Here is a 21,929-nt window from a genome sequence, read left to right as displayed (position 1 = left end):
CGTTCACTTGCGAAGGCTTACTCGAAGGTCTCGTTCCTCGTGCTCTCTATTTCATCTTCGCGTTGTCCCATTTCGGCTACGACCCGCAGCATGCGGGCTCGGGCCTCGGAAAGCATTTGCTTTTGATCCGGATGTGCTTGGGCAAGCAGGTCATCCAGAATACCAAGCCTTCGTTGGAGCTTGGCGGCGCGCGAACCAGACCAGCTCATTGGCATTAGTCGCTGAAGATATATCTCAAGGATGTGCTCTTGGTCCGGTGCGCGCCTGAATACCTCTCCCGCAAGTTCAGACAAACGCTCTTGTGGCTGATCCTCGGAGGTCTTTGGAACAAACAGGGCGCAAGTTTCCGCAATGAAGGGATACCGGTCCGTAGGCGATTCCGCACACCATTCCATTGCTTCGCGTGCGGGGACTGCTTCCATCGGACGTCTCCCCCTTTCGTTGTCATAGTTTGAAGCTAGTGAACGAGCTGTGCGAAATCTTCCGTCCGCATCGGGTTGATACACTGCATTGAGGGCCAACTTTGGCCTGAGCCGGAAGAAGGGTTGCAGGAACCGCCCGCGCCTAAAGGCATACTTTCTGCCTTCTGAGCGCTCCCATGATAGCAGCTTGTTGATGATATCCTCATCCATGGCTGAAGGAGGTGCGTGAGTGAGCCCGAATGCAAGGATCTGGTCGAAGTGGTACTCAACCATCGTGTCCTGAGTGTCGATCTCCGTGAGATCTGTATCGATCAGAAAGTAACCAATCTGCAGAGCGACATCCTGTCGGAAGTCGTCGTTCTTGACCCTGCCTGAATGGATGACCATTCCCAACAAATCGATGGCAACTGTAGGTCCGCCGGAGAGGCCTGACAAAGCCTGCACGAGCTTGCCGATCGTTCGCACATCAAGAGCGTCCGTCAGCCCGCCCATCGCCAGGTAGCGATACTGCCAAATGGGGGCGAGTTTTGCGTTTAACGCTTCGAAGACGCGCTCGATGCCCCTGTTCTCTAGACCAACAACGCATTGGAGCTCCGGGAACGACTGTCCCCACACAGGATCTGATACTGCAGCGTCTAAGAATAAGTCTGCAGCCGCGGCGTCAGTCCCATGCCAACCTGCCAACAGCCCTCGCACAAAAAGAAAATTTGCGTCTGATCCGTCCAAAGTCGCGACAATACGACTTGCTTCGGCCAGGTACTGTGAATGGTCTTTGAGCGATGAGCCAACGCCGACGCCGAACGAGAAGATGGTTTCACTCCCTCGGGTCCGCAGTAGATCCGGCGTGATCAGGGACAGCACGGATAGGGATTCCGCGGCCATCCTGCCGAGCTCAGTTGCTCGCTCCTGAACCTTCTCGCGACGTTTACCGTAGTCTGCGCCATAACCCTCGCCGTCGAGCAAACCGAACAACGCAGCGTCCTGCGTTAGAATAGACGCCCGTATCTCACCAAGAAGATCTCTCGGTGCAAGGGCACGTTCTAAAGCAATTAGCCTCGATAGAATCTCGGGAGGTGCTGACGACCTATTCCAGTAGATCGTTTCGCGAACACCAACCCATCCGTCCGGCCAACCTCCCTTTTCGGCAAGGGCTCGCCCCACTGCTTCAATGGCGTCAAGCATCCCGGCCTCCTCACAGAGGTCTCGCACGGCTTGGCCAAGTATCTGGCGAACTTTGATTGCCTGCTTTTCCGTCCCGAGTGCTATTTGTGACGCAACTTCAATAAACCCTCCGTACCACCGGACGATCTCTAACCGGGTCTCGGGCTTCCAACCGTAGTCACGCGGGCGAGAGCCAAAGTCCGCTTCCAGGTGGCCGACAAAGTGGCTGGTCTGGAGGGCTTGCTTCAATGCAGCCCTTCCCAATGCCTGGTGCAACTCCTGCTTGCTTTGTAGGAGATCGAGAACGACGGCCGCTCTCTTTTCCGGCGAGGCGTTTGTACCAGAGAGATAGCAAGTGAAGAGTGATGCAATCGCATCAGGCGCGGAACTGCGGGCTGTCGTGTCCTCCCTCTCGGCAAAAGCCATGAGGACGTTGAGTGCATCGTCAAACATAGACTCATCGTAGGCAAGCGACCTTGCCATAGCGACGAGATCGGATGCAACATATGCATCCAACTCCTTAAGGTCCTTGCGCTCAACCATCCTCTTAAATGCCGACAAACTACCGATTGGGTCGGTGGGCATTACATTCTTGAGTGCCTGTCTCCCGACGTCCGTAAGATCTTCAATAAACTCAAAACTCCCACCCGGGTTTAAAAGCGAGGCGACGATTTGCCGTGCGTGGGTTGAATTATGCAAATAACCAAGTCTCCGAGAGAAGGATTTGGCAACCCTGTCGTCGGCCTTGACCAGCAGTGTGTCGACGACACTCGACGCGGGGTTGTTTTCGAGAGCGCGAGAGGCGAGCCTGTTGGCGATCGCGTGCGGTAATACTGCTCGCCACTTACCTCGCTGTTGAACTAATCCCCTTCGTTGCAGTTCAGCAATGCCGCGGTACAGAGTGGTAACCGACAAGCCAACGGTTTGAGCCAAAAGTGCGAGTTCCGACCCTTGGTCGGTCTCAATTCCCTCAAACGAGTACAAAAGCGTGGCGGCCTCGGCGCACCGCAACAGCTCTTCGTTCTCGCTTCGTTTTTGATGAAACAAGCGCCTGAAAAGCGCGTCATCGCCCAGCTGGGCCAGATCTCCGCTGCGTTCCGACGCACTCGCTAACGCGAACGCCACGCGCGCATTCCCGTCCGAAAAGGAGGCGACCCGACTTATGTCAGGTTCAGACAAGTGGCTGTAACGTCGGCTTAGTAACGCTTTTATAAGCTCGTCTGAAGAGCTCTCCAAGCGATAGAAGCGTGTACCCTCTGGAAGGTCGTCCTGAATGTCATACTCGACGGTAAGCAGTGCCACCTTTTGTGGCCCCCGGTCGACTATTTCGGCCAGCCGCTTGTGTAGGTCCTGGCCGCAGTTGTCGATAACGAAGAAGGAAGGAGCATCAGCATCGACTAGCGCCTCTGCCATGGACGTGGGTTGAGGCTCCAAATGATCTGACAAGTCGGCATAGATGACGCCATCTTGAGGCAACGGGAGCGACTTTGTGAGCACTCTTGGATCGAAGAGTGCTTGAACCAAACGTGTCTTTCCAACGCCCGACAGCCCCACTACGCGCACGCTTCGTCCCGCGAGCATGTCGCTTCGGATGGCATCAATCGCGTCAATTGCCCCCGAACCAACCTTTGCGTCGGGCGTGAAAACCTTCACTCTGTCGTCGAGCAGGTATTCAGCCTTGGAGTCGCTTTCACGATACGCCCATGGCCCGTAGGGTTTCCAACCTTTCAAAGGGCCGCCAGAGCTGTGCTTTACCCATGCAACGATTGAGGGAAAGCGCTCTGCCCAGTCTGCGATGCGCCGAGCATCTAGGAAGTCGAGGGTTCCCGTGCCTGGCTCCAATTGCCCGCAGCACTCAGCCATCTTCGCCCGCCGAGCCGCCAACGATGAATCTGAGACGCTGTCGCGCGTTGATACGATGATGTAGGAGCCATCGTGGCGAAGGATCTCCGCAATCGACGCACTAAGGCTACCCTTAGGTAGAAGTTCTTTCTGGATCTTGGATGGCGGAAAATTCTCTGCCTTAACTTGATAGCCGACGGTGCTGGCCGGCAGAAACACTGAAGTTGCGCCCAGAGCTTCCGCCGAAAACCTTACGTCGATACCGCCGTCTTTCGCCCTCTGGTCGCCACCCCATGTTACATCGGGACTCGTTGCACCAAGTCGGCTTGCTTCTGCACGAACGAGCCGTGCGACTAGTTCTCTGGCGCGTTCATCGTTGAGGGACTGGATTTCATTTGTACTGACTGTGAGTATCGGATGTGGCATTTCTCTGCCCATTGGCTGTGCCGTGAAAAGTGCGCAGGAAAGTACATCACAAGACAGTTGCGTGTCCTTCTTTCGCGCAACTTCTATTGATGCCATCCACCGATAAGGAGTGTTTGGAGTGATCGCCGGCCGATATTGGAACTTTCGGATAGTCCGGCCGGATGAATGCGCCGTATTCTAACCCGTCCTGCAGAGAGCGCTAAGAGTTATCGTTTGCGACCTCTCGGAAGATTCACCGGCGCTTCCTCGCCGCTTTGCGGTTCGATTAACAGCTCGAAGATTTTGCATTCGAGAACCGCAGCGATTTTTCCAAGCGAATCTATTCCGAGATTTACCTGCTTGCGCTCAAGCTGAGAAATGGACACCCGCTCCAATTGAGCCTCAAGCGCTAGCCGTTCTTGTGAGAGGCCGCGCTTGACCCTCAATTTTCTAACATTCCAAGCTAGTAGATCACGCGGTGTCATGGCATTCACATGACCATTGCGTGTCGAATTAAATAACTGGCTATTCTATACGAAAAGATGATAAAAGTTGTATTCAGGTGATTATGATTTCGCCCTCTGCGCGTAGGCGGAAACTGGACTGGAGTCGAAGCTTTCATGGAACTGCGCCAACTCTCATTCTTTGTTGCGGTCGCCGAGGAGCTGCATTTCAATCGGGCGGCGGCGCGGATGTGCATCGCCCAGCCGGCGTTGAGTTCTCACATCCAGGCGTTGGAGAAGGAGCTCGGTGTGCGGTTACTTGAGCGGTCGACGCGTCGGGTCGAGCTGACGCGGGCAGGGGAGGTGTTCTACGATCGGGCCGTGAGGATCATCGGCGATGTAGGGTTGTCGATGGATGTGGCGCGGTCGGCTGCCGGAAAGGCGGCGCGTACTATCAAGATCGGAACCGTCTATCCGGCGACCATAGGCGTGCTCCCGGCGTTTCTGGCGCGCATCGGCCGGAAGTTTCCCGATGTGGCGCTGCATGTGACGAGCGGTTCGACCAGCGACATCATCCGTTCCATTGAGAACGGACAGATCAATCTCGGCTTCATCCGACCGGTCGAAAACATCGGGTCCTTGCGCTTCTTCTCGATCGCGCATGAGCGCTATCTGCTGGCGGTCGAAAAAAGGAGCCCGCTTGCGCTTCGAAGCGAGATCGACATCGAGGATCTGAGGGGAGAGAAGATCATCGCCTTTTCCCGACAGAACCTCTCCTATTCGGAGCGCTATTTCTCCGAGATGTTCGAGACCCACGGTCTGACCGGCAACATCGCCTACAGCTGTGATGACACCTTCTCGCTGGTGTCGCTGGTTTCAGCGGGCCTGGGCGTCGGATTTGCGCCGGAATGGACGAAAGACTTGCCGAACCGAGGTTTCGAACTTCGGCCGGTGAGGGGAGTGGATCTCAAGATCGGGCTTGGTGTCGCCTGGAACAAAGAGGATCCGACGGCGTCACGGGACGACATCATCGACATTGCCCGGTCGCTGGCGCGGCCGGGCAGGTGAGGGCAGGGGCGTCAACATGGATGAATCTCGCCCGTTCCAAGCACTTGGCCATCGCCGTTGATTTGCTTCTCCTCCCGCAACCGCGGGGATGTGTCGTAATCGGGGCAACGACCGCCTAGGGTCAATCTACTGAAGCATGTTCCGGCGAACATAGTCTGAGGTTGCCCCCCTGGCTGACGGATGGCTGGCTCATGTTCAACCGCGCCGCGGCCCGTGTAAGGCTGCGCTCTTCGGCGATCAGGAAGAAGGAACGCAAGCGATTGAGATTGAGATCAGCCAACATCCGACAATGTTTAATCAGCGCGAGATGAAACTGCAATTCACAACAGCTCCGCCCATATGCAGGGGAGAGTTGCCACGATCGCGGCGCGATGTTCTGCACTGGATTGCCTTCGGGGCGTGAGCGCACGCGTCCACACGTCTTTGGAACCGCCAATCTGTCGGCCTGCAAAGTGCTTGCGATCGACGCTCGGCCACGGTTTGAAAAAGTTGGTCGCGATGCATCAGCGTGTCCTCGTGAACAAGGAAAGGTTTCACGCCTGCAAGTTGTTGCCGAACTCCTAAATAAGGATAGTTAGTATAGTTAGCTTGGCTCGCGGTGAGTCGTGCGACAGGAAATACGGCGGGACGTTCGACGGCGCCTCGACGTCCTGGTGGTCGGTAAGCCAATCTGGATAGATCTGTGCAGGCATTTGCTGACATCGAGGAATTCAGTGAGACGGATGTCCATACGTTGCTGGCGGCTCTTGCTGATAGATCAAGGCGCGTACAGAGAGTGGTCTTGTCGAAGCGGACTATCTGGATCAAGCAATATGGCACTGAACAAGCGTCGATCTGGATGAAGCTCCAAGGCGTCTTTGCCGCCGCTCTTCCCGTTGAAGTTCTCAAGCCGTCTCGACAGCTGGATCCTGCGGGTATGGTCAGCAGGGAGGTTCGCAAGATCGAGGCTTTCCGAGCGAAGGGTTTCCCGACGCCAACGATTGTCTATCGCTCGCCGACCTCTCTCATCCTGACGGACGTCGGCCGGACGGTTGACGCGTCGCTCTTGGACCTGCGCGCCGCAAGCGCTGAGAAACATGATGAGCTGCTCGTGACCTTGGCGAGCGAGCTTGGAAGACTGCACGCAGCCGGCCTTTGTCATGGACGTCCGCATCCGCGCGACTTCGCGTTAAACGGTGACCAGATAACCTTTCTGGATTTCGAAGAAGAACCGGACGCGGTCATGTCTTTGCCCTGCGCACAAGCCCGCGACATGTGGCTTCTTCTTCTGCAGATTGCCTCGCGGATGATGCTTGGAATGGATAGCCTCAATGCAGCGTATTCTGCCTGGGCCGCCAAGGCACCGGCCGAGGCCGATCGAGAACTCAAGCGGATCACCCGTTTTCTAACTCCTCTTGTTCCGATCGCAAGGGCACTCAATCAGCTTCGCCACGCAAAGGATGTCCATCGTTTCATCGTTCTTATGGCTTATCTCTCGCAATTCCAGTGATCGGATCGCGGTGGCTGGCGAGATAGGTCGCAACATCGGCTCCAGGTTCATCACCGTTCCTTGCGGGCGCAGCCGTAGGATCGACAAGTACAACGTTGACGCTGTCGGCGTTCTTCATCATCTCAAGCGCCTCGCGCGCAGCTCTTGTGGCTTCGATTGTGGAGTTCCATGCAAGCAGGACCCTTTTAGGAATCAGCGTCACTGACTGGCGGTTGCCCGATAGAAGGACGGGATGGGCTGATTGAAAGAGCGCGCCCTCAATGGCGTGCGAGCGAAGCCGCGAACTCGCCTTAAGGCTTGCCCCGATCAAGGTCACGTCGGCGTAACGCGCCCTTTCTCCGATCTCGTCTCCCCCGCAGAGAGCCGGACGAGGCTCAATTGATTTGGCGCAAGGAACGGGTTCGAATTTAGCGGTAGTCTGGTCTTGTTTAAATTTTCACGGGCGCGAGCCAGAGAATGGAGGCAATGTCTCTGGTCGCACTATCCTGTCCTTGAAACGGAGAACGCACATGAACACGACGATGTCCGCATATGTGGCGATTTTCGGCGCGTTTCTTTCCTGTGGTCCCACGCCGTCCTTTGCCCAAGATTCCCCGGCCCTGAAACAAGGTGAGCAACCTGACTACTCCGAGATGATGCCTGACGCGATGATGGGGGGGCGACAATACGGCATGTGGGGCGGATGCGGCAAAACATGATGCATGGCCCTATGTTGAAAATCATGTTTGCCGTTGCCGATAACGACGGGGATGGTGCCCTTTCGTTCGAGGAAGTCACCGCAATTCACAAGAGGATCTTCGACAGGGTCGATGCAAACAAGGACGGAAAAGTAACACCCGAGGAAGTTCAGGGCTTCATGCGCGACTAGCAGCAGCGCCATTCTTCGAGACGATGCCTTCCTGCTCGTGTCGGCCGGTCCAGCATCCGCATTGCCCCGCAATGGACGAAGGATCCCAACCGCGACCGCGAGTTCTGGTCGGCGAAGGCCCTTCGGCGTTGCTTGGCAAGCTCGCCCCCGAACCTATTCGGTCCTTCTGTTGAACTCGTAGGGATGCTTGTCGAAATGGGCCCGCGACACCGGCAGCTCCATCCCCAGCTACGTGTAGCCCGCCGGTTTCGTCATCTCTGGCGGAGCGCGCCGGTGGAAGGTGAATTTTCCAGGAATGTCTATGAGCCTTCCCGTCAGGAAAAGGGAGCGTAAGCACTTGCTTATCCGGACCGAAATCAGCAGATTGCCAATCGACGTAAACCACACTGATCGGTCCTTCTGGTTTCGCCTCGGCGCTTGGCCCTGGTGATCCATGAAAGGAAGTCATGATGATGAAACCGATCGCACTCGCTCTTGCTATTTCGACTTTGCCCTACACTGTGTTCGCAATGCCGGCGGTGGGGGATCTTGTGGGGACCAATCCCACCGACGCCAAGGCCGCGCTGGAGAAATCCGGATGCAAGGTCTCGGACTTCGAGCCCGAAGGCGGCCAGATCGAAGCGAAATGCTCGGGTGCAGGCGGGAAAGCTTGGGAAGTTTACATCGACCCGAAGTCCGGCAAGGTCAGTCAGATAAAGGACGGTGACTGATCGTGGGCGCCTCGGACAAGAAGGCAACTGAGGGGGCGGTACAGCCCCCCAATCCCTGGGATCCGCTCGTGCGCATAAGCCACTGGGCGATTGCGGCTGCTGTCCTCGCAAACGGGTTCATCACCAAGCCCGGCGGCATAGCGCATGTTTGGGTTGGATGGGCGGTGATCGGCGTGTTCGCCAGCCGGTTGATTTGGGCTGTCGTGGGGCCACAGGAGGCGCGCTTTAGTGCCTTTCCCCCATCGCCATCTGCGGCGTTGCACCATATCGGTAATCTGTTGCGGGGCAGGGCGCGTGAATATCCTTCCCACAATCCCGCGGCTGCGATCATGGTCTACACTCTATGGGCTTGCCTCATGCTGGTTACGGCGACAGGCCTCCTCATGACCGATGGCAAGAGCCCGACTGCCATTGCCGAAGAACGCGCTGCGATCGCTGCGGGCAACTGGTCGGTTCTTGTCAAGTCAGGTTCCGAAGGCAATGATAACAAGGGCGAGTTCTCCATGCGCGTCGCCGGGGAGGTTCATGAGTTGGCCGCAAATCTCTTGCTGATCCTTGCTGCTGTTCATGTGGGAGGTGTGCTTATCGAGAGTCGAGTGCTTGGCCGAAATCTCATCCGGCCGATGATCGTCGGCAAGCGCCGGCAGAGCTAGCAGAGATGCTGAGATCCTCAAAGGGGCGGCGCCAATCCGCCGCCCTCGCAGTTCTTGTCCTGATCCAGACGATCGCTGCGGCCTTCTTCGTGGGCGATGCCTTTGCGGACCTGCTCGCATTTCCCGGGACCGCCCATGCCTTGGTCGAGGCAATGGTGGCCGTGGCACTCGTCCTTGGCATCCTGATTGGAGGATGGCAGCTCCGCACGACGCTGGAATCGATGCGCGAGCAGGAGCGCGCTTTGGAAACAGCGCGCGGCGAGCTTGCCCGAATTGTCGACGCGCAGTTTGTAGCTTGGGGACTAACCTCCGCGGAAAGCGATGTTGCACGGCTTGCCCTGAAAGGGCTCGACGCGCCCGCGATCTCTCGCATCCGCAATGCAGCGCCGGGGACGGTTCGCGCTCAACTGACACGCATCTATGCCAAGGCGGGTGTTTCCGGGCGCGAGCAGTTCATGGCATGGTTCTTTGAAGACCTCATGCACGAAAGGCTGCTTCCACCGGAGAGAGAGTGCGTGCATTCATCGGAAAAGTGACCACAAAAAGCCTGTCACAATTGTCACCTTGCTTCAAAGGTAATGAGGCTCGGAGGAGGTGTTGGCAGAGCCTCCCCTGACAATATGGCCTGAACATAGGAAAGCGCGTTTTGTAGGCCGTTCGACGAGTAGGGCTTCTCGATAGCTCCGAGGGCACCTTCGAAGTCGGCCGGAATACGTTTGACATTGCCAGAGACAAAGACAAACGGAATGCCTTTTGAAGCCAAGTGTCGACCTATGGCGATGCCAGTCGGACCATCGCGCAGATGGATATCGACGAAAGCAAACTCTGGCTGTTCTTGCTCGATGAGGGCCATCGCTTCGCTTAGGTCACTTGCCAGACCGATCACTCGATGACCACCGGCCTCGACCTCGTGTTCAAGTTCCAGAGCCAAGAGCATCTCGTCTTCGACAATCAAAGTTCGCAAAATCGGCCCTTCCTAATCGCCGACCGGCAACATGACACAAACCTCCGTGCGGTGGCCGTCAACTTCTCGCTCCATCGTTGCCTTCAGCTGCCGGATCGAGGCATCAAGCATGGCGCGGCTGAACGCCTTCTGTTCTCCATCCACCTCAACCGGCGTAACGAAGTCCACGACGCGAATGAGGAAGTCGCCGTTGAGCCTTCGGATTTCGAGATGAATTTTGCCGCCGCCATCGCTGAGGCCGCGTCGAACGGCATCTCCAACGAGCTCGTTAACAACGAGGGCGAGCGCTGATGCCTTTGATCCCGAGACTATTACAGAATGCAGGTCCGTCGATAAGTCGATGTCCGGCCTTTTGAGAGAACCGACAATGTCAGTAACCAGGTCTCGACCAAAATCGGCCACGTCGAACTGGCCGACTTGGTCGTGATTGAGCACCTTCCGCTGCACAGTGCTCAAAGCCTCGACGCGGTTCAAAATCGATCTAAGCGTATTGGCGACAATGGTATTTCTCGTGGTCCGCATTTGTAATTTGATGATTGAGGCAATGGTCAGAAGGTTGTTTTTAACCCTGTGATCAACCTCGTGAACAAGTTCGGTTTGCACGCGTAAAGCCTCAATTAGCTCCGCATTTCGCATTGAGGCTTCTTCTTCTGCAGCACGGCGCGCCTTCGCCAGTTCAGTTTCTTTGCTCTTGACGTCCGTAACGTCGAGTTGTGACGCAAAGAAGTAGATTACCTCTCCCTCCCGATTGCGCACGGGGCTGACATACAGTGAATTCCAGAACGTGCTACCGTCTTGGCGATAATTGAGAACATCGACCGAGACATCGTGCGCGGCCGAAACGGCATGCCTGATCTTTGCGATCGCTTTGCGGTCGGTGTCGGGTCCTTGCAGAAGGCGGCAGTTTCGGCCGACCAGCTCGTGCTGGCTATAGCCCGTCAGCTCGGTGAAGGCTCGGTTCGAGAAGATTATTGGATTGTCGTGCTGCCGAGGATCGGTAATCAGCATTGGCATGCGCGTAGCCTTGAACGCAGCTGCGAAGGGGTCTTCGGACGGGTGCGATGCTAGGAGGCGTTCGCCCGCGTTGTGCGCGTCGAGACGCTGGTTTTCGTTTTCCATCGCGTTCATCCAGGTCGGCAAACGCCCACCAAACTGGTTTGCAAAGATGGAAATCTATCCGCGCGCTTCGTGTTTTCAAGGTTTGGTGCCACAAGGACGGGCGACAGACCCTGGCCGGTCAAGAAGAAGAGTTAGCCCAACTGCCCTTTAGTTTCTGCGCCAAGGTCGAGGTGCGCGCTGAATTGCGTGCCGTTCTTCGACCTGTATTCGCATGAACCGCCCAGCTGACTGACGACACCGCGGATAATGCGGCTGCCCATGCCTTTGCGAGCGGTCGACGGATCGAAGCCCGAGCCATTGTCCGCGATCCTTAACAGGCTAGGACCTCGGTCGTCCTTGCGGAATTCGACCTCGAGATTTCCTCGGCCGCCTCCGGAAAAAGCGTATTTGAGGCTGTTTGTCACCACTTCATTGACAAGGAGTGCGATCGACGTGGCCTGATCGGGTGTCAGGTCAAAGTCGTCGATGTCGTATTTTACAGATACGTTGTCAGAATAGGCGCAGATGAGCCTGTCCACGATCGACGGGATGAGATGACGCGCTGACACTGCACTGAACTGATCGCGGTCATAAATTTGCTCATGTACCGCGATCATGGCTCCGATCCTGTCGAAGAGGGCCTTTTGCGCATCCGGCGGCAGTTGCTGCATGCGGATGACGCCCTGCACCGCTTGAAAGTTGTTTTTGACCCGGTGATGTATTTCCCTCAGAAGAAGGCGGTTATCCTCCAGGGCAGCCTCAAGTTCAGCGGACTTCATCACGTCGCGTCTAATGAGATGTCGGATCCATCCACCTGCGGCAAGCGACGTAGCCGCAGCAAGCACCAGAACGGTGAGCGCGATGGAAACGTCGCCTCGAAAGGCGGCGAGGCCGATACGGTAGTCTGAGGACGCGAGCGCAACGAAATCCGTTCCCTCAACCACCCGATATGCGACCACCCGGTGCGCCCCGTCTGCCGGCGATATTGCCTCGTATGTCCCGTTCGGCGAGGAGGGAAGGTATTCTGTGAAGAGAACATACTTGCTCATGTTCAAGGGACCGTCGGGAGCGGGGTATCGCGCAACGAGTTCACCGTCCGTGCGGATCACACTGACGGTCGAATTCTCGCCGAGTGAGACGGCTTCCCAGACGTCCTTCAGCAGATCGTTTCCTTGGAACGACACCATCGCCGCGCCCACAAACACACCGTTCCGCTCCAGGCGCCGGCTGAATACGAAGATCTGCTGACTATTGAGCCTGCTGACCAGGAGGCCCGATACAAATGTTTTCGTTCCCTTTTCGACGGCGGCAAAGTATTCGCGATCCCTTATGTCGATAGGCTTTATATCGGGATCGGTGGACAGTAGGGTCCGGCCGTTGCGGTCTACGACGTAGGCTTGAACTTGCCCGGGGAGATTAGATACCGCGTCGTCTATGCTCTTGACCTCATCCGTAGCGATGCCGAGCGTAGGCCCGAGCGCGTCATCGATCCGTTGAAGTGTCTGCGCCGCTAGGGCGTTGATCCAAGAGGCGTTCGTAGATACGATTTTCGAGGCCGCAATGGCACGCTCCTCGGTTCGCCGCATCGCGGTGTTGTAACTTTCGTACAGCCACAGACCCAGAAGCAGGACTAGCACCGCAAACATAGCGCCGATGACAAAAGTTGCCGCTCTTGACACGGTGAACGTCGGCCTTGTCATCATCCCCTGCTCTCCAGATCAGAACCCCATATTAGAACGCGTCCAATCCATCCTTTCGAGGACCTTGGCTTGCTTAGCAATTAACGGAGTGGACGCTATGTCGCAATCCTGCGTACGCGCCGGTAGATGAGGCAATCCGTAGAGCCTGCGGGTCCCATTGCTCGCGACGCGTCGGGAAATCGCAGAGCGGGCTGTGAATGGAGGCGTGCATCTGCAGGGCGCAGTGCGTCAGTTCCGGATCGCGGTAATCGAAGCAGGCGCAGCGAACCCGGCGTGGGGAGATTGCAGAAAGTCGGCCATCTCTTTGGTTTTGCAGTAGGTTGCGTGCCAGAGGCCGCGAGCTCGATGAGATTTCTGGACTTACGGCCGATCTAACGTGAGATGCCGTCTAATTTAAAGTCGTGCCAACGCGACTGCCTACATGTCGGCCCGACCAACGTAAAGCGATACGGGACGCTCAAGGCGGGGGCAGTCGGTCCCGCTTCCCCTTCGGGCCAGTAGTCGGTGATGGCTGCCAACAACTACACACGCGCCGATCTCGTGACAGTGATCGGCTCCAAAGCGCGGGCGGCTGATCTTTTGAACGGCAGGCGGGAAATTAATTTGGATCAGATTCGGAAGCTCAGCAAGGAACGGAACATTCCGGTTGCCTCACTGATCGGCGACGTCGCTGCGTAAGAGAACTCATGGAATTGGATCCTGCCATCTTTGATAGTTCCATAATAACTCTTGTGCCGCAAAAGGCTGTATTGTGGTGGGCTCAAGGATGAAGTGCGACTTTCGATAGATGCCAATGGGTTGTCACTCGCAAGGAATGTCTCATGAGACGCACCTACTCCCAAATCGATATGGATGAGCGTCGTAGGATCGCCAAGTGGCGAACGGCCGGCCTGAGCGCCACGGTTATCGCCGAGAAGCTTGGACGGCATCGCTCGACGATTTTCCGTGAACTCAGCCGCAATGCTTTTGAAGACGCGCAGATGCCGGAGCTCAGCGGCTACTACTGCGTCACGGCCAACGAGATGGCGCGCGACCGCAGAGCCAAGCTGCGCAAGCTTGCTCGGTTTGCGCATGTGCGTCGGTCGGTGATCGAGCGGATCATGCATGGCTGGTCGCCACAACAGATCGCCGGTCGCATGCGGCTGGAGCGTCATCCGATTTCCGTCAGTTACGAGACGATCTACAAATTCGCCTATTCAGCAGACGGCCTTGCCATCAGACTGTGGCGGCATCTGCCGGAACGTGGAGTGCGGGACAGTCAATCGTCGGACAACGCCATGACCTCTGCATGCGAGGCGACGTAGAAATCGCCGTTTTCGGTCACCCAGCCACGGAACATGCCGTCGGTATTGTAGGGAGCGGCGACGGTGCCGTCAGCGCCGACGGCGACCAGGCCAGCGCCGATTTGATGGGGCTTCATGTCCTCGATGATGACTTTTTCGCTGGCCGTACGGACATCCTCGCCGAGATAGGCGACGCGCGCGGCGACCTCATGGCCAACGACATGGCGGATGAAGAACTCGCCCTTGCCGGTGCCGGAGACGGCGCAGACGCCGTCACGCGCATAAGTGCCCGCGCCAATGACGGGGCTGTCGCCGATCCGCCCGTCGGGCTTGTTGTTGTACCCGCCGGTCGAGGTTGCGGCGGCCAGGTGGCCATGCTGATCAAGTGCTACCGCGCCAACAGTCCCGTGCTTTTCCGACTCACTGGCGGCAATCTGGGTGCCGGCGGCAACATGCGCCTTCATCGCCGCCAGCGCCTGTTTGCGCCGCTCGGTGGTGAAATAGGCCTGCTCTTCCACTGCCAATCCCTTGGCCTCGGCAAAACGATCCGCTGCGGGGCCGGCGAGCATGACCATGTCGCCGTTTTCGAGGACGGCGCGTGCTGCAAGCACCGGATTGCGGATACGGCGTGAAGCGCAGATCGCACCGGCAGCCAGCGTCTTTCCGTCCATGATAGACGCATCCAGCTCATGGATGGCGTTCTCGTTGAGTGCCGCACCATGTCCGGCGTTAAAATGCGGGCTGTCTTCCATGATGACGACGGCCGCCTGCACCGCATCGATGGCATTTCCGCCGCTTTCCAGGACAGCGTACCCGGCCTTCAGCGCGCGCCCGAGGTCGCGGCGGGCCGCAATCCATTCAGCCTCGCTGAGGTCAAGCTTGGCCATCACGCCGCAGCCTCCATGGATGGCGAGGGCGAATTTCGTCATGGGACTCTCCGATTTCTACGAGAAAGGGCACCGGCCTTTGACCGGTGCCCCAAGAGCAAGTTGGCTAATCACTGCTTGGGATGGACATCCATGGCCAGTGTGTCCTCGTCCGAGCGCGGTTCGTAGGTCACCGTGTCAGCCTTGGCGCCCCAGGCCGAGAGGTTTGTGGCGAGCGGCAGGTCGGGCCGGTCGCTTGCCACCAGCAGGTTCGCATCCTCAAGCATGGTGCGGCGCTTACCCTCATCCATCTCGACAGCAGCGCCCTCGATCAGCTTGTCCATTTGCGGGTTGGAGTAGCCGCGCACGTTGAAAGCGCCAAGCGACTTGGCCGCGTCGTTGGTGTGCATGAGGGATGACAGCATGTAGTTGGCTTCACCCGTGAGCGTGCCCCAGGAGGCCATGTAGAGCGAATATTCGCCACGCGTCTTGGCAGGATTGAACACTGCGGCCGGCACGCCCTGTACATCGACAGTCACATTGATCGCCGCCAGCATCTGGGCGACGGTCGGGCCAAGCTCCGTCGGCATCCGGTCGTTTGCATAGCTGAGCGCAACCTTGAAGCCATCCGGGTATCCGGCCTCCGCCATCAGCTTGCGCGCCTTCTCGACGTCGAAGGCCGGTGCGGCGATCGTCTTGTTGTAGCCAAAGATGTTGGGGCTGACGAGCTGTGTGGAGACAACGCCCATACCCTCGAGCGCAAATTCCACGATGGTTTCACGGTCGAGCGCCAGGTCGAAGGCTTCACGCACCTTCGCATCGAGGAAGGGGTTCTTGTCGAGCTTCTTGCCACCATTGTCCCATACCTGTGGGGAGTCCGTGCGGAAGTCGAACTCCAGATAGGGGATGTAGATCGATTCCGTCTTGATCACCTGCAGGGCGGTATCGGACTCGATGCTGGCGAGATCGGTCGCCGGCACCTTGGAAATAAGGTCGACCTGGCCGGCTTTCAGCTGGGCGACGCGGGCAGCGTCGTTCGGGATTTCCTTGCGCACCACCTTGTCCCAGGGCTGGGGGCCGTCCCAGTAGCCGTCGAATTTCTCGAGCACCAGGTCCTGAGTCGGCGCCCAGCTGACGAACTTGTAGGGGCCGGTGCCAATCGTGGCCTTGCCGGTGTTGAAGCCTTCGGCGGAACTGTCCTTGGTCGAGTAGTCGGCGGCGGCCTTGTGGGAAACGACAAACAGGCGAATGAAATCGTTGGGGAGCGTGGGCGCGGGGCCGTTGGTCTTCACGCGCACCGTGTAGTCGTCTACGATGTCGACGCTGGCCACGCGCCGCACGTAGATCGTCGAGGGGTTCGGTCCGGTGACGTTGGGGATGCGCTCGATGGAGAACTTGACGTCCTTGGCGGTGAAGTCGGAGCCATCATGGAACTTCACGCCCTGACGCAGCTTGAACTCCCAGGTCGTGTCGTCCAGCGCCTGCCAGCTGGTGGCCAGCGACGGCTGGATCTCAAGGTTGTTGCCGGAGCGCAGGAGCGTGTCAAAGATATGCTTGGTCGCCTCGGCATTGGCGGACGTCGCGGTGAAGTGCGGATCCATTGAGGCTGGGCCGTTCTTCGTCGCGATCACCAGGTCGGCGGCAAGTGCTGCGGCGGGTGAGGACAGGATGGTGGCCACCAGGGCCGCGCGGAGTATGGATTTTATTGGCATTGAGTTCCTCTCTCATTGTAATTTGGTTGGCGCGGACGTGGCCGTTCGACCTCGAGCCGATCTTCTCGCTGATCACAGGTCTCCGTCCGGTTGGTCGCCATCGATCATTTGCGGCCATTGTCCCGATGCGGTGACGAGCTTGGTCAGGATTTCGGACAGGTTCAGCCGCTCGGCGGGGCTGAGGCACTCCAGCATGCGCCGCTCGTGCTCAATCATCATGCCCTTGGTGGCATCCACTGCTTCCCGGCCCTTTTCGGTCAGATCGAGCGTGATGCGGCGCTGATCGTCAGGGTCGGTCTGGCGATCGATCATGCCCAATCGTGTCAACTTGTTCGCCGCGCGGCTCAGCGTGTTCTTCGGGAAGCCGGAAGAGCGCACGACATCGGTCATCGTCGAGCTTCCGCCCAGATGGAGCGACCACAGCACCACGAAGTCGGGCCGCAGCAGGCCCAAGTGCTGCTGAATGTAGCCGTAGACCGGGTTGTTGAAATGAAGAGCCAGAAAGTTCAGCCGGTACGAGAACCAGCAGGGATTGTCCCAAAGCTTCGCATGCATGAGGGCGTCGATCTTTGTATCGGGCGTGACCAGGGGGTCCTCCCGGCCGGCCCGTCCCTCAAACAGTGCCTGACGCATCGCCTCGTCCATGCCGCCATCCCGTGCAAAACAGATATTGATCTCAAATGGAACTTTATTTGGCGCAAAACCCTTGCGTCAACCGCAATTTTTGATCCATAAAGAACTAATTCAGGAAGAGGCTTCCCAATTGATGACCAGGACGGGCGACGTCTTGAGGGTGTGGCCGAGCTGCGAGAAGGACGGACTATGCGCATTCAGGACATGCATTGGAGCCAGGTGGAGGAGCGGGTGAAGGAGGATGATCGTTGCGTTCTGCCGGTTGGCTCCATCGAGCAGCACGCTTACCTCAGTCTCGCCACCGACATGATCCTGGCCGAGCGTGTCTCCGTAGAAGCTGCCGCGCCGCTCGGGGTGCCGGTCTTCCCCTGCCTGCCCTATGGCATGGCTTCAGGGTTTGCCGATTTCCCTGGTACGGTGACCCTGTCGCTGCGCACCTATATCGGCGTGTTCGAGGACATGCTCGACAGCCTTTATCGGTCCGGCTTCCGACGCATCCTCATCGTCAACGGGCATGGCGGCAACACGCCGGTCAGTCCGGTGATCAGCGAATGGCTGAACCGCAACCGTGACTGCTCGGTAAAGCTGCATGATTGGTGGCGTGCGCCGAAGACCATGGCCAAGGTACTGGAGATCGATCCCGCTGCCTCGCATGCGAGCTGGATGGAGAATTTCCCCTGGACCCGTCTGGAGGGTGCGCCGATCCCGAATTTCCAGAAGGAACGGATCGACTTTGCCGCCGCCGCGCGCGTTGATGCCGGCCGCAAGCGCGAGCGTATTGCCGAAGGCAACTACCACGGCGTCTTCCAACGGCCCGACGCGGAGATGCTGGCGATCTGGCAGGTGGGCGTCGAGGAGACGCGCCACGAGATCGAGCACGGCTGGCACTGAAACCTCGGGGGCGTCCAGCTCCCTTATGCATCCACCCAGAGGCAGACATGGCATCCTTTATTTTTCGCAGGTTGGGACAGGCGTTCTTCGTGCTGTTGATCATGTCCATGCTCGTCTTTATGGGCGTCTACGTCATCGGAAATCCGGTTGACGTTCTGATCTCGCCCGACGTGACGCAGGAAATGCGCCAGCAGGTCATCGCGCAGTATGGGCTCGACCTGCCCCTGTGGGAGCAGTATTTCCAGTTCCTGCAGCGCTTGTTGACGGGCGACCTCGGGCGATCCTTCGTCTTCAACATGCCGGTCGTCACGCTGATCGCGCAGCGCCTGCCGGCGACGCTGGAGTTGACACTGATCGCGGTGCTGTTTGCTTCCCTGATCGGCATTCCGCTCGGAGTCTATGCTGGCTACAAGCCCGACAGTCTGCTCTCCAAGGCCATCATGGCAGTGTCGATCCTGGGCTTTTCGGTGCCGACCTTCTGGATCGGATTGATGCTGATCATGGTTTTCGCCGTGCAGTTCGGCATTCTTCCAGCCGGGGGGCGCGGGCAGACGGCGGATCTGTTCGGTATTCCGTTTTCCTTCCTTACCTTGGACGGCTGGTCGCATCTCATCTTGCCGGCCCTCAACCTGTCGCTGTTCAAGCTGTCGATGATGTGCCGGCTGGCTGCCTCCGGCACGCGCGAGGTGATGCTGACCGACACGATCAAATTCGCGCGCGCCGCCGGCATTTCCGAAGGAACCATCTTGCGGCGACATGTGCTCAAGCTGATCGCGATCCCTCTGGTCACCGTGTTCGGACTGGAGCTCGGCTCGACGCTTGCCTTTGCGCTCGTCACCGAAACGATCTTCAGCTGGCCCGGGCTTGGCAAGCTGATCGTCGATTCCATCACCTCGCTCGACAGGCCCGTGATGGTCGCCTACCTGATGCTGGTCTCGGCCCTGTTCGTGGTGATCAATCTATGCGTGGATCTCGCCTATGCGTTGCTTGATCCACGCCTGCGGCAGGGGAGGCGCTGATATGTCGATGGAAGCCAGTGCGGTAAGATCCGTCTCGCCGCTCGCCGAGTTCTGGCACATGTTTCGCCGCAACAAGGTTGCGGTCGCCGCCCTTGCGGTGGTGGTCGCCATCATCCTTGTGGCGATCTTCGCGGCGTTCCTCGTGCCGCAGGATCCCTACGACCTCAAGGCGCTGGTGCTGCGCGATGCCCGCCGCCCGCCGGGCTATGTCGGGTCCACCGGCATCACGCATTTGCTGGGCACGGACAGTCAGGGGCGTGACCTGCTTTCGGCCATCGTCTACGGCCTGCGCATTTCCCTGCAGATGGGTCTGGTGGCCGGTGCCATCGCCTTCTCGATCGGGGCAGTGGTGGGGTGTTTTGCCGCCTATGTTGGCGGGCGCACGGAGTCCGTCATCATGCGCATCGTTGACATCCAGCTCTCCTTCCCGGCGATCCTGCTGGCCTTTGTCGTCGCAGCGATCCTCGGTCAGGGTAAGTCGCAGTTGATCCTCGCCCTCGTCTTTGCGCAATATGCCTATTTCGTGCGAACGGCCCACGGCGCTGCGGCGGCCGAGCGTCAGAAGGACTATGTCCAGGCCGCCCTTTCCGTGCCGATGAGCGGCTGGTTCGTCATCACCCGTCACATTCTGCCGAACTCGTTGCCGCCGCTTATCGTGGTCGCCACGGTGCAGATCGCCTCCGCCATATCCCTGGAAGCAACCCTTTCCTTCCTGGGTGTCGGCCTGCCGCCGACGGAACCGTCGCTCGGCATGCTGATCGCCAACGGCTTCCAGTACCTTATGTCCGGCCGTTACTGGATCGCGATCTATCCAGGCGTCGCACTGATCGTCCTGATCATGGCGATCAACCTAGTCGGCGACCAGATCCGGGACCAGCTCAATCCGAGGCTGCGCAAATGAATGATCTTCTGGATGTCCGCAATCTGCGGACCTACTTCGAGACCGACAAAGGCACCGTCAAGTCGGTGGACGACATCTCCTTCACGCTGAAGCGTGGCGAAGTCATGGGGCTCGTCGGGGAAAGCGGCTCGGGCAAGTCGATTACCGGCTTCTCCCTGATCGGCCTGCTGGACGAGACCGGTCGCATCCAGCAGGGCAGTTCCATCCGCTTCAACGGACGCGAGCTGGTCGGCCTCCATGAAAGGGCGCTGCGCAAGATCCGGGGCAAGGACATCTCCATGGTGTTCCAGGACCCGATGATGACGCTGAACCCGGTGGTCAGGATCATCGATCAGATAGGCATGGCACTTCGTGCACACGAGAAGGTATCGGACGCCGACATACGCCGCCGTGCGGTCGAGGCGCTGGCAAGGGTCAAGATCGTCGATCCGGAAAGCAAGGTGGACCAGTATCCGCACGAGTTCTCCGGTGGCATGCGGCAGCGGGTCGCCATTGCCATCGCGCTTCTCCATCGTCCGCAGCTCGTGATCGCCGACGAGCCGACCACTGCGCTCGATGTCTCGGTGCAGGCCGAGATCTTGCACATGGTGAAAGCGCTGGTCGCCGAGATCGGAATATCCCTGATCTGGGTCAGCCACGACCTGGCCACCGTCTCCTCGATCGCCGACACGATTGCAGTTATGCGGCGCGGCAAGATCGTCGAGCAGGGGTCTGCGCGGCAGGTCCTGTACAGTCCGCAGCATCCTTATACGCAAGGCTTGCTGGACGCGTTGCCGTCACGTTCGAAGCCAGGCGAGCCGCTGGCGTCCGCTGCGACCGAGGCAGCTGGCTCGACGGATCTGAGCGGGCTTGGCGGCGCTGCCATCGGGGCTGCAGCCGATACCGCCTTCTTGCGGGCGGAGGCGGTCGGAAAGATCTTTGCCCCACGCATCAGTTACCTGCGGGCACTCGCCACGCGCTGGGGGCTGGCGCGAGACGTCCGTCCGGTCCAGGCGGTGATATCCGCAGACCTCACCATCGCCCGCGGCGAGATCCTCGGCCTGGTCGGGGAATCCGGCTCCGGCAAGTCTACGCTCGGACGCATATTGTGCGGCATCTATGCGCCGACGTCAGGCACGATCAGCATCGGTGGCAAACCCGTGCGCTCGGCGACGGGCAAGCTCGGCACCCAAGTGCAGATGATCTTCCAGGATCCATTCGCGTCGCTGGATCCACGTCGTACGATCTTCCAGTCGGTGGCCGAAGGGCCGATCGCGCATGGTTTCTGCACACGTGCCGGTGCCCGCGATTACGTCAACAGGTGGCTCCGTGCCGTCGCCTTCGATCCGGCGATGGCGGATCGCTATCCGCACCAGTTCTCGGGCGGTCAACGTCAGCGCATCGCAATCGCCCGGGCGCTTGCAATGCAGCCCGAGGTCATCGTCTGCGACGAGCCCGTCGCCTCCCTCGATGTATCGATCCAGGCGCAGGTCATCAATCTGTTGATGGAGCTGCGCCACAAACTCAACATCACACTTCTGTTCATCAGCCACGATCTGTCCGTCGTCCACCATCTGTGTGACCGCGTCGTGGTGATGCGTCACGGGCAGATCGTGGAACAGGGGACTGCGGCCCAAATCTTCAGCGCGCCCCAGCATTCCTATACACAGATGCTCCTCGACGCCGTTCCGATGCTAGAGGCCGGGCCGCACGGAGTTCGCTGAGGGGACGATCCGTATGCCCTATCACATTTTGTGCTTCTCGAATCGCATACTCTATCGTCAGGAACGTCCTGATCCTCACTGGATTCCGTCATGCAATT

The 21,929-nt window shown here is 58.6% G+C and carries 20 protein-coding genes and 3 pseudogenes; 13 read left to right on the top strand and 10 right to left on the bottom strand.

Features of this window, described 5'->3' with window-relative positions; all coding sequences use genetic code 11:
* Window positions 1–17: 17 nt before the first annotated feature.
* Both M2267_RS28415 and M2267_RS28410 read right to left on the bottom strand, forming a co-directional pair.
* Window positions 18–3,863, bottom strand: a complete 3,846-nt coding sequence (locus tag M2267_RS28415; protein WP_429119253.1) for a hypothetical protein — start codon at window positions 3,861–3,863, stop codon at window positions 18–20.
* A gap of 194 nt (window positions 3,864–4,057) precedes the next feature.
* Window positions 4,058–4,315, bottom strand: a complete 258-nt coding sequence (locus M2267_RS28410) for a helix-turn-helix domain-containing protein (RefSeq protein ID WP_218685873.1) — start codon at window positions 4,313–4,315, stop codon at window positions 4,058–4,060.
* A gap of 135 nt (window positions 4,316–4,450) precedes the next feature.
* On the opposite strand from M2267_RS28410, the gene M2267_RS28405 reads away from it, so the two are divergent.
* On the top strand, window positions 4,451–5,341 hold the full coding sequence (locus tag M2267_RS28405) for a LysR family transcriptional regulator (RefSeq protein WP_429119251.1): 891 nt from the start codon (window positions 4,451–4,453) through the stop codon (window positions 5,339–5,341).
* Window positions 5,342–5,462: 121 nt separating this feature from the next.
* Here M2267_RS28405 and M2267_RS28400 read toward each other — a convergent pair whose 3' ends face one another.
* Window positions 5,463–5,624: a helix-turn-helix domain-containing protein gene (locus M2267_RS28400; protein ID WP_429119289.1), complete on the bottom strand. Its 162-nt coding sequence runs from the start codon at window positions 5,622–5,624 to the stop codon at window positions 5,463–5,465.
* A gap of 399 nt (window positions 5,625–6,023) precedes the next feature.
* On the opposite strand from M2267_RS28400, the gene M2267_RS28395 reads away from it, so the two are divergent.
* Window positions 6,024–6,830, top strand: coding sequence for a serine/threonine protein phosphatase (locus tag M2267_RS28395; protein WP_429119250.1), 807 nt, complete (start codon window positions 6,024–6,026; stop codon window positions 6,828–6,830).
* Here M2267_RS28395 and M2267_RS28390 read toward each other — a convergent pair.
* A pseudogene (locus M2267_RS28390) lies at window positions 6,826–7,179 on the bottom strand (universal stress protein); the annotation flags it as partial. The gene M2267_RS28395 and the pseudogene M2267_RS28390 overlap by 5 nt on opposite strands.
* 160 nt (window positions 7,180–7,339) lie before the next feature.
* Here M2267_RS28390 and M2267_RS28385 point away from each other — a divergent pair.
* From M2267_RS28385 to M2267_RS28365, 5 genes are all read left to right on the top strand, one after another.
* Window positions 7,340–7,528, top strand: a complete 189-nt coding sequence (locus M2267_RS28385) for a hypothetical protein (protein WP_429119249.1) — start codon at window positions 7,340–7,342, stop codon at window positions 7,526–7,528.
* Between the two features lie 11 nt (window positions 7,529–7,539).
* Window positions 7,540–7,698: a hypothetical protein gene (locus M2267_RS28380; protein ID WP_429119248.1), complete on the top strand. Its 159-nt coding sequence runs from the start codon at window positions 7,540–7,542 to the stop codon at window positions 7,696–7,698.
* Between the two features lie 449 nt (window positions 7,699–8,147).
* Window positions 8,148–8,408: a PepSY domain-containing protein gene (locus M2267_RS28375; protein ID WP_429119246.1), complete on the top strand. Its 261-nt coding sequence runs from the start codon at window positions 8,148–8,150 to the stop codon at window positions 8,406–8,408.
* A 2-nt stretch (window positions 8,409–8,410) separates the two neighbouring features.
* The gene (locus M2267_RS28370) at window positions 8,411–9,061 is read left to right on the top strand and encodes a cytochrome b/b6 domain-containing protein (RefSeq protein ID WP_429119244.1); all 651 of its coding nucleotides are present in this window, start codon (window positions 8,411–8,413) and stop codon (window positions 9,059–9,061) included.
* Between the two features lie 5 nt (window positions 9,062–9,066).
* Window positions 9,067–9,597, top strand: a complete 531-nt coding sequence (locus M2267_RS28365; protein ID WP_429119242.1) for a helix-turn-helix transcriptional regulator — start codon at window positions 9,067–9,069, stop codon at window positions 9,595–9,597.
* A gap of 23 nt (window positions 9,598–9,620) precedes the next feature.
* Here the strand turns inward: M2267_RS28365 and M2267_RS28360 are convergent, their stop codons facing one another.
* The 3 genes from M2267_RS28360 to M2267_RS28350 form a co-directional block, all read right to left on the bottom strand.
* Window positions 9,621–10,025, bottom strand: a complete 405-nt coding sequence (locus M2267_RS28360) for a response regulator (RefSeq protein WP_429119239.1) — start codon at window positions 10,023–10,025, stop codon at window positions 9,621–9,623.
* Between the two features lie 12 nt (window positions 10,026–10,037).
* Complete coding sequence (locus M2267_RS28355; protein WP_429119238.1) at window positions 10,038–11,144, bottom strand: PAS domain-containing protein; 1,107 nt, start codon at window positions 11,142–11,144, stop codon at window positions 10,038–10,040.
* A 131-nt stretch (window positions 11,145–11,275) separates the two neighbouring features.
* Entirely contained in the window at window positions 11,276–12,826 is a 1,551-nt protein-coding gene (locus tag M2267_RS28350; RefSeq protein WP_429119236.1) for a sensor histidine kinase, read from the bottom strand.
* Window positions 12,827–13,324: 498 nt separating this feature from the next.
* On the opposite strand from M2267_RS28350, the pseudogene M2267_RS28345 reads away from it, so the two are divergent.
* A pseudogene (locus tag M2267_RS28345) lies at window positions 13,325–13,501 on the top strand (helix-turn-helix domain-containing protein); the annotation flags it as partial.
* Between the two features lie 143 nt (window positions 13,502–13,644).
* Window positions 13,645–14,076: pseudogene (locus tag M2267_RS28340) on the top strand (transposase); the annotation flags it as partial.
* A gap of 5 nt (window positions 14,077–14,081) precedes the next feature.
* Here M2267_RS28340 and M2267_RS28335 read toward each other — a convergent pair.
* From M2267_RS28335 to M2267_RS28325, 3 genes are all read right to left on the bottom strand, one after another.
* Entirely contained in the window at window positions 14,082–15,035 is a 954-nt protein-coding gene (locus M2267_RS28335) for an isoaspartyl peptidase/L-asparaginase family protein (protein WP_429119234.1), read from the bottom strand.
* Window positions 15,036–15,103: 68 nt separating this feature from the next.
* A complete protein-coding gene (locus M2267_RS28330) occupies window positions 15,104–16,684 on the bottom strand; it encodes an ABC transporter substrate-binding protein (protein ID WP_429119232.1) in 1,581 nt (526 codons plus the stop codon).
* A gap of 72 nt (window positions 16,685–16,756) precedes the next feature.
* The gene (locus M2267_RS28325; protein ID WP_429119230.1) at window positions 16,757–17,329 is read right to left on the bottom strand and encodes a MarR family winged helix-turn-helix transcriptional regulator; all 573 of its coding nucleotides are present in this window, start codon (window positions 17,327–17,329) and stop codon (window positions 16,757–16,759) included.
* Between the two features lie 177 nt (window positions 17,330–17,506).
* On the opposite strand from M2267_RS28325, the gene M2267_RS28320 reads away from it, so the two are divergent.
* From M2267_RS28320 to M2267_RS28305, 4 genes are read left to right on the top strand one after another with little or no spacing between them, the layout of a single operon-like run.
* On the top strand, window positions 17,507–18,208 hold the full coding sequence (locus M2267_RS28320; RefSeq protein WP_429119228.1) for a creatininase family protein: 702 nt from the start codon (window positions 17,507–17,509) through the stop codon (window positions 18,206–18,208).
* Window positions 18,209–18,255: 47 nt separating this feature from the next.
* Window positions 18,256–19,227: an ABC transporter permease gene (locus tag M2267_RS28315; RefSeq protein ID WP_429119226.1), complete on the top strand. Its 972-nt coding sequence runs from the start codon at window positions 18,256–18,258 to the stop codon at window positions 19,225–19,227.
* 1 nt (window position 19,228) lies between these two features.
* Window positions 19,229–20,128: an ABC transporter permease gene (locus M2267_RS28310; protein WP_104663893.1), complete on the top strand. Its 900-nt coding sequence runs from the start codon at window positions 19,229–19,231 to the stop codon at window positions 20,126–20,128.
* Window positions 20,125–21,831 (top strand): dipeptide ABC transporter ATP-binding protein, encoded by a 1,707-nt coding sequence (locus M2267_RS28305; RefSeq protein WP_429119224.1) that lies wholly within the window; start codon window positions 20,125–20,127, stop codon window positions 21,829–21,831. The genes M2267_RS28310 and M2267_RS28305 overlap by 4 nt, the downstream gene beginning before the upstream one ends.
* The last annotated feature ends 98 nt before the right edge of the window (window positions 21,832–21,929 follow it).

The sequence above is a fragment of the Ensifer sp. KUDG1 genome (assembly GCF_050434285.1).
Classification (GTDB): domain Bacteria; phylum Pseudomonadota; class Alphaproteobacteria; order Rhizobiales; family Rhizobiaceae; genus Ensifer.
This window is presented reverse-complemented; position numbering and strand designations above follow the sequence as displayed.

Coding starts and splice junctions, on each gene's coding strand:
- M2267_RS28385 (WP_429119249.1), top strand. CDS start 7,340: ATGAACACGACGATGTCCGCATATGTGGCGATTTTCGGCGCGTTTCTT.
- M2267_RS28375 (WP_429119246.1), top strand. CDS start 8,148: ATGATGAAACCGATCGCACTCGCTCTTGCTATTTCGACTTTGCCCTAC.
- M2267_RS28315 (WP_429119226.1), top strand. CDS start 18,256: ATGGCATCCTTTATTTTTCGCAGGTTGGGACAGGCGTTCTTCGTGCTG.
- M2267_RS28320 (WP_429119228.1), top strand. CDS start 17,507: ATGCGCATTCAGGACATGCATTGGAGCCAGGTGGAGGAGCGGGTGAAG.
- M2267_RS28400 (WP_429119289.1), bottom strand. CDS start 5,624: ATGTTGGCTGATCTCAATCTCAATCGCTTGCGTTCCTTCTTCCTGATC.
- M2267_RS28305 (WP_429119224.1), top strand. CDS start 20,125: ATGAATGATCTTCTGGATGTCCGCAATCTGCGGACCTACTTCGAGACC.
- M2267_RS28310 (WP_104663893.1), top strand. CDS start 19,229: ATGTCGATGGAAGCCAGTGCGGTAAGATCCGTCTCGCCGCTCGCCGAG.
- M2267_RS28410 (WP_218685873.1), bottom strand. CDS start 4,315: ATGACACCGCGTGATCTACTAGCTTGGAATGTTAGAAAATTGAGGGTC.
- M2267_RS28350 (WP_429119236.1), bottom strand. CDS start 12,826: ATGATGACAAGGCCGACGTTCACCGTGTCAAGAGCGGCAACTTTTGTC.
- M2267_RS28365 (WP_429119242.1), top strand. CDS start 9,067: ATGCTGAGATCCTCAAAGGGGCGGCGCCAATCCGCCGCCCTCGCAGTT.
- M2267_RS28325 (WP_429119230.1), bottom strand. CDS start 17,329: ATGGACGAGGCGATGCGTCAGGCACTGTTTGAGGGACGGGCCGGCCGG.
- M2267_RS28335 (WP_429119234.1), bottom strand. CDS start 15,035: ATGACGAAATTCGCCCTCGCCATCCATGGAGGCTGCGGCGTGATGGCC.
- M2267_RS28330 (WP_429119232.1), bottom strand. CDS start 16,684: ATGCCAATAAAATCCATACTCCGCGCGGCCCTGGTGGCCACCATCCTG.
- M2267_RS28415 (WP_429119253.1), bottom strand. CDS start 3,863: ATGGGCAGAGAAATGCCACATCCGATACTCACAGTCAGTACAAATGAA.
- M2267_RS28405 (WP_429119251.1), top strand. CDS start 4,451: ATGGAACTGCGCCAACTCTCATTCTTTGTTGCGGTCGCCGAGGAGCTG.
- M2267_RS28355 (WP_429119238.1), bottom strand. CDS start 11,144: ATGGAAAACGAAAACCAGCGTCTCGACGCGCACAACGCGGGCGAACGC.
- M2267_RS28380 (WP_429119248.1), top strand. CDS start 7,540: ATGTTGAAAATCATGTTTGCCGTTGCCGATAACGACGGGGATGGTGCC.